We start from the raw sequence: 10,059 nt of genomic DNA on the forward strand, positions 1-10,059 counted from the left end.
TTGCCCGGTGACTTCTACGCCGACTGATGCCGCCCCGTTCCGCGCGGCAGATCTGGGAACCGTGGCCGTGCTCGCCTGGAGCGGTGAAAGCGCCGAGGGCGAAGGCGACACGCCATTCCTCCTCGCCTATTCCACGGGCGATTCCCCGGCGGGGCCCGAGGCCGCCGAGACCGCCCTGCGCGCGCTCCTCGGCAACAACGGGCTGACCGTGGGCGACGCCGTCCACAGCGGTGTGCGCCGGCCGAGCTTCCCCGTCTCCCTGCTCGTCGAGGCGGGCCAGGCCGTCCTCACCATGCCGCCGCTGAAGGCTCAGTGCCCGGCGCCGCCCGAGTGGCTCGCGGCCGCGGAGGAGAAGGGCGTCGCCTACCTCGTCTGCACCACGCGCCCCTGGCCCGCCGCCGTGCCCGGCCAGGCCGTCACCGAGGAGGAGCTGACGGCGTTCGCCGGTGACGAGGCGACCCTCACGGCCGCGGCGCACTGCCTGCTGCCCGTCCGCCGGATCCGTGCCTAGCGCCGAGGAGGCCCAGTGAGCACCCACGTCCAGCGGGCCGCCGCGTCCGTACCGGCCCAGGCCGGGCCCGGCGGCGGAAACGGTCCGTCACCCCTGCCGGGCCGGACGCGCGGCCTGGCCTTCGCGCTGGTCCTCGTCGTCACCGGCGCCGCGGGTCTCCTGGCGTCCTGGGTCATCACCCTCGACAAGTTCAAGCTGCTCGAGGACCCGGACTTCACGCCCGGGTGCAGCCTGAACCCGGTGGTGTCCTGCGGCAACATCATGAAGAGCGAGCAGGCCGCCGTCTTCGGCTTCCCCAACCCGATGCTCGGGCTCGCCGCCTACGCGGCCGTGATCTGCGTCGGGATGAGCCTGCTGACCGGCGCCCGCTTCCCCCGCTGGTACTGGCTGACCCTCAACGCGGGCTGTGGCTTCGGCGTCTCCTTCGTGACCTGGCTGCAGTTCGAGTCGCTGTACCGGATCAACTCGCTGTGCCTGTGGTGCTGTCTGGCCTGGTCGGCGACGATCACCCTGTTCTGGTCGGTGACCGCGGTCAACGTCCGCGAGGGCCGGCTCCCCGCCCCGTCCTCGGCCCGCTCCTTCTGCGCCGAGTTCCCCTGGGTGCTGCCCGTCGTGCACATCGGCGCCGTGGGGATGCTGGTCCTCACGCGCTGGTGGGACTTCTGGACGAGCTGACGGGTGAGCCGACGATGAACCCCAGGACCTATCTCACCCGCCGCAGCGCCGCCCTGATCCTCCTCGGCACCGCCACCACCGCCACGGCCCTGCCGCGCGTGCTGTCCGCCGCCTCGCGGCCCGAGTCCGACGCGTCCGACTCGTCCGGCTCGTCCGGCTCGTTCGACGAGGTGCATCTGGGCCGCCGGATCTCCGGGAGGCGGCAGCCCGGCGAGGACGGCGCCTGGCACGTCACCGTCGACGGCCGCCCGCTGCACCTCATGCGCCGCGCCGACGGCTCGTACCTGTCCATGGTCGACCACTACGACGCGTACGACGGCCCGCTGGCCGCCGCGCGCGGCGCGGTCGCGGAGCTGGGCGGCCAGGCCCTGCGACCGCACCCCCGGAAGGCGTGAGCGGTGACGCACACCCGCCAGAACCAGCGCACGCTGGGCAAAGGCCAGAAGAAGCGTTTCGTGGACGCGGTGCTCACGCTCAAACGCACCGGCCGCTACGACGACTTCGTGGGCACGCACATCGACTTCTACCGGGGCGACGGCGACGGCGCTCTGCGCGTGGCCCACATGACTCCGTCCTTCTTCCCCTGGCACCGCAAGTTCCTGCTCGACTTCGAGTCGGCCCTGCGGAAGGCCGATCCGGGTGTCACGGTGCCGTACTGGGACTGGACCGTGGACCGTACGCCGGGCGCGTCGCTGTGGGGCGCCGGCTTCCTGGGCGGCAACGGCCGCCGCTCCGACCACCAGGTCACCACCGGCCCCTTCGCCCACCAGCACGGCCACTGGGACATCAAGGTGGCCGTGACGGACGGCGACTTCCTCATGCGCGACTTCGGCCGCCCGAAGGACCCCGTGGACCTGCCGTCCAAGGCGGAGCTGGAGGGCGCGATGCGGGAGCCGGTGTACGACGCGGACCCGTGGAACTCGGTCGCGTCCTCCGGGTTCCGCAACAGGTTCGAGGGCTGGCCCACCCGGCGCGGCGACCGCACCTGGTACAACCACAACCGGGTGCACCGCTGGGTCAGCGGCCACATGCTGGGCGCCGGTTCCGTCAACGACCCGGTCTTCTGGCTGCACCACGCCTTCGTCGACCTGTGCTGGTCGCGCTGGTGCGAGCGCCATCCGGAGGCGGACCCGTACCTGCCGGGTGAGCACCACCGTCACGTTCTCGCCGTGGGCGACACCATGCCGCCGTGGGACACGCCCCTGAGGGACATGCTGGAGCACCGGTCCCGGTACGCGTACGAGTGAGCGGGCCCTTGGCCATGCGCGCGCGGCACGGCGAACGGCCCCCGGCACCGCCGCGCCGAGGGCCGTCGGGAAGGCGTCGGGCTCAGTCGCCGTAGCCGCCGTTCTCGCCTTCGCCGTTGCCACCGTCGTCGTGGCCGCCGTCGTCGTGGCCGCCATGGTGGTGACCGCCGCCGTGGTGGCCGTGGTCGTCGTCGTCCTGGCCGTCGTCGGCGCAGCTGTTGCCGAACGCCGGGTTCAGCAGGCCGATGACGTCCACGGTGTTGCCGCAGACGTTGAGCGGGATGTTGACCGGGACCTGGAGCAGGTTGCCCGAGAGCACGCCCGGCGAGTTGGCGGCGGCGCCCGCGGCGTCCGCGTCGGCCATGGCCAGCCCGGCTCCGCCGAGCACCATGGCACCCGTACCGACAGCGACAGCCGCGGCCTTCGCGATGCGAGACATCACGTTCTCCTTCTGCTTGGCAGGTGCGGCCACGTGGTCGCAGCCGTCACCTGTTCAACGGCGCGGCGCGGAGCCAGTAACGGGCTATACCGGGATACATCCTGAAAAGGAGAACAAGTGCGCCCAAGCCGCGGGCGCGCCCGACGAGAGGAACCGTATGAAGGTGGTCTGCGTGGGCGGAGGGCCCGCGTCCCTGTACCTGTCCATCCTCCTCAAGGCCCAGGACCCCGCCCGCGACATCAGCGTCTTCGAGAAGAACCCGGCGGGCTCGACGTACGGCTGGGGCGTCACCTACTGGCCCGCGATGCTCGACATCTTGATGGCGCACGACGCGCCGTCGGCCCGCGCGATCGCCCAGCACTCGGCGCGCTGGAGCGACGGCGTCGCGCACGTCCGCGACCTCGTCACCGTCCACCACGGCGACGAGGGCTTCGCCGTCGGCCGCCACGAACTCCTCCGTATCCTGGCCGAACGCGCCGTCGACCTGGGCGTGTCCGTCCACTTCGGCCGTACGGTCGCCCCCGGCGACCCGCTGCTCGACGCCGACCTCGTCGTGGCCGGGGACGGCGCCCGCAGCGCCCTGCGCGACCAGCACGCCGCACATTTCGGCACGCGGATCGCGGCGGGCCGCAACCGGTTCATCTGGCTCGGCACCACCAGAGTCTTCCGCTCCTTCACCTTCGCCTTCGCCGAGACCGAGCACGGCTGGCTCTGGTCGTACGCGTACGGCTTCGACGGCGAGCACAGCACCTGCATCGTCGAGTGCGCCCCGGACACGTGGTCGGGGCTCGGCCTAGACACCATGGAGCGCGGCGAGGCGCTGCGGCTGCTCGAGAAGCTCCTGGCCGCGCCGCTGGAAGGGCACCCGCTCATCGGCCGTACGGACGTGGCGGGACCGGCGCAGTGGCAGACCTTCCCCACCGTCACCAACCGCGTCTGGTCCCGCGACAACCTCGTCCTCATCGGCGACGCCGCCCACACCACCCACTACTCCATCGGCGCGGGCACCACCCTGGCGATGCAGGACGCCATGTCCCTGGCGGCCGCCCTGCGGACCCCCGCCCCCCTCCCCGCGGCCCTTGGCGCCTACGAGCGCGAGCGCAAGCGGGCCCTGCTCCCGCAGCAGAGCGCGGCGCGGCACAGCGCCGGCTGGTACGAGAACCTGCCGCGCTATGTGGGCCTGGCACCGCACCAGATGTTCGCGCTGCTCGGCCAGCGCCACTCGCCGCTGCTCCCGTACGTACCGCCGCAGTTGTACTACCGCGTCGACCGGGCGATCGAGCGGACGCAGGCGCTGCGCTCGCTGAAGCGCTGGCTCGGACCGCGGATCGCACGCGCGCTGCAGAAGGACTGACCGCGCGCCGGGAGCCCCCATTCATGACATGTCCTCATATGGACCAATAGAACGGGCTGGGCACCTATAACCGGTGTGATAGTCGAGTCATCCCCTTTTCCTCATCTCTCAGGGAGATTCGATGCGACTCCGCGTATTCGCCGCCGCCGCTGTTCTGGCCGGCACCACGGTTCTGGGCTCCGCCGCCATGGCCTCCGCCGAGGACGGCCCCGGCGGCGGCTCCACCGCCGCGGGCAACGCCCAGAACAGCCCGGGTGTGGTCTCCGGGAACAACATCCAGGTTCCGGTGAACGTCCCGGTCGCCGTCTGCGGCAACTCGATCGACGTGGTCGGTCTGCTGAACCCGGCCTTCGGCAACAACTGCGAGCAGAACTGACTCCAGGCCGAAGCCGAAGCGCCCCCGCCCGCGGCATTCGCCGCAGGTGGGGGCGCTTCTCATGCGGTAGACCCTGTGGGACTCGAACCCACAACCAATGGATTAAAAGTCCACTGCTCTGCCAATTGAGCTAAGGGTCCACACGCCGGCCGCGGCCGACGCACCCCCGAGCATAGCCGGACGGCGCCGGGACTCCGATCGGGTATCGCCAACACGGGGTGTCAGAGCGTCAGCGCAGGAACCAGTGGCGGGCCGACACCCCCCACCACACCCCGGCGAAACCGAGCACGACGAGGACGGCGACCGGCGCGTAGTTGAAGGTCTCCCAGGTCACTGGCGACACCTGGGGCAGCATGAAGAGCACGGTGATCACCCCGACCCAGACCACCGCCACCACGCCCACCACGCCCGACCAGCGGCCCAGGTGCCACGGCCCCCGCTCGAAGGAGCTTCCCTTGCGCAGCCGCAGCAAGGTCGGGACGGCGTACGCGATGTAGAGCCCGATGACGGCGATCGAGGTCACCGCCGTGTACGCCGTCCGGTTGATCAGATACGGCAGCCCGAGCACCATCGCACCCCCGGCCGCCAGCCACACCGCCGCGACCGGCGTCCGTGTACGGGGGCTGACCGTGTGCCAGAGCCGGGAGAACGGGAGCGCCCCGTCGCGCGAGAAGGCGTAGATCATGCGGCTGTTGGCGGTGACGGAGGCCATCCCGCAGAACAGCTGGGCGCCGATGACGACGAGCAGGAGCAGCTTGCCCGCCGTCGCGCCGAGGGCGTCGAGCAGGATCTGCGCCGGGGGCGCGCCGGTCGCCGTCTCACGGGCGCCGTCGTAGGACTGGATGGCGAACGTGAAGCCGAGCAGCAGCACGAACCCGGCGATCCACGACGTCCAGATGGACCGCACGATCCCCTTCGGGCCGGCCGTCGAGGCGTCGTGCGTCTCCTCGGTCATATGGGCCGAGGCGTCGTAGCCGGTGAAGGTGTACTGGGCCATGAGCAGCCCGATGAGGACGACGTACGCGCCGCTGCCCCACCCGGTGTTGTTGACGAACTCGCCGAAGACGAACGAGACGGACTGATGCCGGTCGGGCACGAAGGCGAGGGCGGCGACGATGACGACGACCCCGCCCACGTGCCACCACACACTCACGCTGTTGAGGACGGCGACGATGCGGACGCCGAAGGTGTTGAGGAGGCCGTGCAGGATGAGAATGGCGGCGAACAGCAGCATGGTCCGCCCGGGGGTCACCTCGAACCCGAACTGCAGATTCAGATAGGCCCCGAGGAAGGACGCCGCGCCGAAGTCGATACCGGCGGTCACGGCGACCTGGCCGAGCACGTTGAACCACCCGGTGAACCAGGCCCAGGCGGCCGCGGAACGCTCGGGCGCGAGCTGGCGCGCCCAGAAGTACAGGCCCGCCGAGGTCGGATACGCCGAACAGATCTCGGCCATCGAGAGCCCCACGAACAAGGTCATGAGCCCGACGGCGACCCAGCCCCACGTGATGAGGACCGGGCCGCCGGTGTCCATGCCGAACTGGTACATCGTCAGACAGCCGGACAGGACCGAGATGATCGTGAAGGAGACGGCGTAGTTGGAGAACGCCGACATGCGCCGGGCGAGCACCTGCGTGTACCCGAGCTGAGCGAGCCGCTCCTCGTCCGTACCGGGCGCGCTGGACGCGGCTCCCCGGCCGGCGAGGCCATCCGCTTCTCTTGTCATGCTCCCAGCGATTCCCTCGCCGGGGGCACACCATGCGGACGGAGCCGGGCGGGACGCCGCTTGTCGCCCTAGAAGACGCCCTTGTAGACGTTCCAGCCGCTGGCGATCTTCACCCGGGGGTTGAAGGAGCCTCCCGCGATCCCGTCGTAGCGGTACGGGTTCCCGGACGTGTCCCGGGCGATCACGTCACCGCGCCCGTCCCCGGTGAGGTCACCGGCGCCGACGATCACGTTGTACGAGTTGCCCCAGTTCCGGAACATCTGGACCCGCGGCTTCCACGCGCCGTCGCCCGCGCCCTCGTACCGGAACAGCGTCCCGTCCTTGCGGCGCGCGAAGACGTCCCCGATGCCGTCGCCGCCCACGTCACCTGCGGCGATGATCGTGTAGCCGCCCCAGCCGGGCCCGATCTTCTTCCGCGTGCCGAGCGTTCCGTCGCTCTTGCCGGGATAGGAGTAGAGGTCACCGGTCGAGATGTTCCGGGCGAGGAGGTCGGGCAGCCCGTCACCGGTGAGGTCACCGGGGGAGACGAGACTGTCGTAGTTGTTCCAGCCGGGGCCGATCTTGGTGTACGGGGTGGTGGGCTTGAGCGCGCCGCCGCTGGTGCGACAGGAGCGCAGTTCGCCTGAGGCGGTTCTGACCAGGGTCTCGTTGGCGCCGTCGGAGTCCGCATCACCGAATGGCACCGCGACCGTCGCCGTCGGCCAGCCGCTCGCCGCGGTCTTGCCGGAGAAGGTGCCGTTGCCGGTGCCGTGCTGGTAGGTGAAGGCGCCGGAGGAGTTCATGGTGAGGAGGTCGCCGGTGCCGTCCCGGCCGACCATGTCGCGCAGGGCCGCGCGAGCGCCGTGGACCGCCACGGTGCCGGTCTTCGTGAGCGCGGCGCCCTGGCCGTCGGCCGGGCGGGCGGTCAGGGTCCAGGTGTACGGGGCGTCGGGCACTCCGGGCACATCGGTGGAGCTCCCGCCGTTCCATCCGTCCCACTCGGCGGTGATCATGCCCCGGCTCTCGCCGCCCTCAAGGGTGCGCACCGTCTTGCCGGTGGCCTTGTTCCTCAGCGTCAGCGTCCAGGACGCGACCGGCTTGGAGACCCACCAGCGAGGCCGCCAGAACGCGTTGTCGATCTCGACGCGGGAGCTGGTCGGCACCGCCGCGTCGGTCTGTGCGAGCGGGGCCGCCCCGGTGCCGGTGGGCACGACATGGACGTTCTCGTCGGCGTCGACGAAGGCGACCCGGTCGCTGCTCGCGTCCGCCGTCCAGTCCCGGGAAGCGGTGGTGCCTCGTGCGGTGCCGACCGTACGGACCGTGGGCGTCGCCGCCGTGATGTCGACGACGCTCACCGCGCGGTCCGCCCCGACGTATGCGACGAACCCGTCCCCGAGCATCCCGTGCCCCGTGACCCGCACGGGGCGCGCCTTGCCGTCGGCGAGAGCTATCACGCCCGCGCCGTCGGCGGCCGAGGCGCACTCCCAGTACAGATAGCGGCCCGCGACCTGCAGCGAGCCGAGCGAGCAGGACGTACCGAGGGACAGGGTGCGCGACACCGTGCCGGTGGCTACCTCGGCGGCGGACACCTTGCCGCTGCCGGCCGGCCGCCACAGGGTGCTGCCCGACAGTGCTGCGGGGCCCGACCCGGAGCCGGTACGCACGACCTTCCCCGTGTCGAGGTCACGGACCTCGGTCGCGGTGGCGGTGCGGTAGGCGACGTAGCGGCCGGAGACATCCAGGACGGTGGCCTCGGTGCCGAGCTCGATCGTGGTGCCGGGGACGGGCTTGGCCTTGCTGACCAGCCCCAGGGTGTCGCCGTCCACCTGATACAGGACACGGCCGTCGCCCGTCGGGTACGGAGTGGGGCAGCCGCCCGAGGAGCAGACACCGAGCGACCCGAGGACCTCCTGGGTCACCGCCTTCGGGACGCCGGTGAGCGCCAGCTTGCGTTCATGCAGCGATGAACTGCCTCCGTCGTACGTGTCGGAGGTGGCCAGCCGGCCGTGCGACAGCGCGAGGGAGCTGGTCCTCGACCTGTACCAGGGCGCCGTCACGACTGCTTCGTCGGTCAGCGTGCCGTCGGTGTTCTCGTCGAAGCGGTGGATGGCATAGTCACCGCCGACGCCCTTGACGCCGAACACGAGGAGCGACCCGTCGGGGCCGGGCACCGTTCCCTGGCTGTCGCCGTAGCCGAAACGAAGTACCTGTGTCCTCGTCCCGTCCGGGGCGACCGCGGTGACCGGGCCGTTGCCGCCGTTGAGCCACAGCAGGTGGTCACCGACGAGGCCGAACGTCTTGGAGAGCCCGTCCGCGGTGGTCGGCACCGTCCATGCGGGCTTCGAACCGTCCCGCGGTACGACGTGGACGACGTTCGTCGACTGGTCGCGCCAGGCTACGGCCCGAGAGGAGATCTGCAGGCCTACGGGGTAACCGCCTGCGGGTACGGGCAACGGAGCGACCTCGGCACTTCGCAGGTCGACCAAGCCGAACGCGCCCGCGGGTTCGTCGGTGGAATACCGCAGCACAGCGTTGGTGCCGTCCCCGGCGTCCGACGGGATCCCGCTGCCGGGGAGCCATGTGCAGCGTGCTCCTTCGGGCAACCCCGTCACCGTGCGGTCCGTCAGCTGATTTTCGGCGTCGAGCCTAAAGAGGTGGCAGGTGTCGCCCGCGCTCGCCAGCACCGTGTCGCCCGCGACCGACCGCAGACCGAAACCGGCGGGCAATTGGACCTTGTGCGACGCCCCCGTGGCAGGCGCGACGAACAGCACCTCGCCGGCCGTGGCCGTGGTGAAGGCGACGGTGTCCAGGTGTGTGTCGATGATCCGGACTGTTCCCGCGGGTGGCTGGAAGGGAACGGACCGCCCGCTCGCGTACTCCGTCCACAGGTACTGGCCACCGGACGCCTTGTGCAGGAACCCGGTCCGGCCGGCCGCGGCCACGTACTCCCGCTTGATGGTGCCGCCGTACGGCGCGAGAACCGCCTCACCCGGTGTCTGCGCGGCCGCGGAACCCACCAGCGGACTGACCGTCCCCGCCAGCAGCAGCGCGGCACCGGCCGCCATGACAGATCTGCGCACAGTACGTCGACGCACGAAAAGGACCCCTCACCAAGTCACACAGGAACGGAGGGTGTGGGGCCCCTCGATATGTACATGTCCCTGACATGCAGGGCATTCGGAGCCTAACAGTCGGCCAGGACGGCGAAGGGCCCGGGAGACGAAGTACGTCTCCCGGGCCCTCAGTTCACTGCCTGGCCTCAGCCGTTGCGCTTCCAGCGCGGCTTCTCGTCGCGGCGGCCGAAGGACGAGCCCGAACCCGAGCCGGCGCCGCGGTGGTCGTCGCGGCGGCCGTAGGGGCGGTGGCCGGTGGCGGGGCGGTCGCCCTGACGGTCGCGGTTGAAGGGGCGGTCGCTGCCACGGTGGCCGCCGGACGGACGGTCGTCGCGGCGGAAACCGCCACGGTCGTCACGACGGTCGTTGTCGCGGTTGAAGCCGCCACCGCGGTTGTCGCGGTTGAAGCCGCCACCACGGTTGTCACGGTCGTTGTCGCGGCGGAAACCACCACGGTCGTTGTCGCGGCGCTCGAAACCGCCACGGCCACCACGGTCGTCACGGCGGTCGTTGTCGCGGTTGAAGCCGCCACCGCGGTTGTCACGGTTGAAGCCGCCACCACGGTTGTCACGGTCGTTGTCGCGGCGGAAACCACCACGGTCGTTGTCGCGGCGCTCGAAACCGCCACGGCCACCACGG

9 protein-coding genes, 1 tRNA gene and 1 pseudogene are annotated in these 10,059 nt (G+C 71.0%); 6 read left to right on the forward strand and 5 right to left on the reverse strand.

What is annotated here, in order from left to right; translation table 11 throughout:
- Positions 1–7 precede the first annotated feature (7 nt).
- The 4 genes from ACH4RC_RS34195 (at position 8) to ACH4RC_RS34210 (ending at position 2,433) form a co-directional block, all read left to right on the forward strand.
- On the forward strand, positions 8–511 hold the full coding sequence (locus ACH4RC_RS34195; RefSeq protein ID WP_398207811.1) for a DUF5949 family protein: 504 nt from the start codon (positions 8–10) through the stop codon (positions 509–511).
- Positions 512–604: 93 nt separating this feature from the next.
- Positions 605–1,186, forward strand: a complete 582-nt coding sequence (locus ACH4RC_RS34200; RefSeq protein ID WP_398207948.1) for a vitamin K epoxide reductase family protein — start codon at positions 605–607, stop codon at positions 1,184–1,186.
- Positions 1,165–1,581 carry a tyrosinase family oxidase copper chaperone gene (locus ACH4RC_RS34205; protein ID WP_398207813.1) on the forward strand — a complete coding sequence of 139 codons (417 nt, stop codon included), beginning with the start codon at positions 1,165–1,167 and terminating at the stop codon, positions 1,579–1,581. The genes ACH4RC_RS34200 and ACH4RC_RS34205 overlap by 22 nt, the downstream gene beginning before the upstream one ends.
- Positions 1,582–1,584: 3 nt before the next feature.
- Entirely contained in the window at positions 1,585–2,433 is an 849-nt protein-coding gene (locus tag ACH4RC_RS34210; RefSeq protein WP_398207814.1) for a tyrosinase family protein, read from the forward strand.
- A gap of 82 nt (positions 2,434–2,515) precedes the next feature.
- On the opposite strand, the gene ACH4RC_RS34215 is transcribed toward ACH4RC_RS34210, so the two are convergent.
- On the reverse strand, positions 2,516–2,872 hold the full coding sequence (locus ACH4RC_RS34215; protein WP_398207816.1) for a chaplin: 357 nt from the start codon (positions 2,870–2,872) through the stop codon (positions 2,516–2,518).
- 157 nt (positions 2,873–3,029) lie between these two features.
- Between ACH4RC_RS34215 and ACH4RC_RS34220 the strand changes: the two genes are divergently transcribed.
- Both ACH4RC_RS34220 and ACH4RC_RS34225 read left to right on the forward strand, forming a co-directional pair.
- On the forward strand, positions 3,030–4,226 hold the full coding sequence (locus ACH4RC_RS34220; protein WP_398207818.1) for an FAD-dependent monooxygenase: 1,197 nt from the start codon (positions 3,030–3,032) through the stop codon (positions 4,224–4,226).
- A 121-nt stretch (positions 4,227–4,347) separates the two neighbouring features.
- Entirely contained in the window at positions 4,348–4,602 is a 255-nt protein-coding gene (locus ACH4RC_RS34225; RefSeq protein WP_398207819.1) for a chaplin, read from the forward strand.
- Between the two features lie 67 nt (positions 4,603–4,669).
- On the opposite strand, the gene ACH4RC_RS34230 is transcribed toward ACH4RC_RS34225, so the two are convergent.
- The 4 genes and pseudogenes from ACH4RC_RS34230 to ACH4RC_RS34245 form a co-directional block, all read right to left on the reverse strand.
- Positions 4,670–4,742 (reverse strand) — tRNA-Lys (locus tag ACH4RC_RS34230).
- A gap of 89 nt (positions 4,743–4,831) precedes the next feature.
- Complete coding sequence (locus tag ACH4RC_RS34235) at positions 4,832–6,328, reverse strand: amino acid permease (protein WP_398207821.1); 1,497 nt, start codon at positions 6,326–6,328, stop codon at positions 4,832–4,834.
- A 68-nt stretch (positions 6,329–6,396) separates the two neighbouring features.
- Positions 6,397–9,372, reverse strand: coding sequence for an FG-GAP-like repeat-containing protein (locus tag ACH4RC_RS34240; RefSeq protein WP_398207823.1), 2,976 nt, complete (start codon positions 9,370–9,372; stop codon positions 6,397–6,399).
- Positions 9,373–9,566: 194 nt separating this feature from the next.
- Positions 9,567–10,059 (reverse strand): annotated as a pseudogene (locus ACH4RC_RS34245) (RNA helicase); the annotation flags it as partial.

This window comes from Streptomyces sp. NPDC016845 (assembly GCF_044332585.1).
In the GTDB taxonomy this organism is placed as follows: domain Bacteria; phylum Actinomycetota; class Actinomycetes; order Streptomycetales; family Streptomycetaceae; genus Streptomyces.

Coding starts and splice junctions, on each gene's coding strand:
- ACH4RC_RS34215 (WP_398207816.1), bottom strand. CDS start 2,872: ATGTCTCGCATCGCGAAGGCCGCGGCTGTCGCTGTCGGTACGGGTGCC.
- ACH4RC_RS34220 (WP_398207818.1), top strand. CDS start 3,030: ATGAAGGTGGTCTGCGTGGGCGGAGGGCCCGCGTCCCTGTACCTGTCC.
- ACH4RC_RS34225 (WP_398207819.1), top strand. CDS start 4,348: ATGCGACTCCGCGTATTCGCCGCCGCCGCTGTTCTGGCCGGCACCACG.
- ACH4RC_RS34235 (WP_398207821.1), bottom strand. CDS start 6,328: ATGACAAGAGAAGCGGATGGCCTCGCCGGCCGGGGAGCCGCGTCCAGC.
- ACH4RC_RS34240 (WP_398207823.1), bottom strand. CDS start 9,372: ATGGCGGCCGGTGCCGCGCTGCTGCTGGCGGGGACGGTCAGTCCGCTG.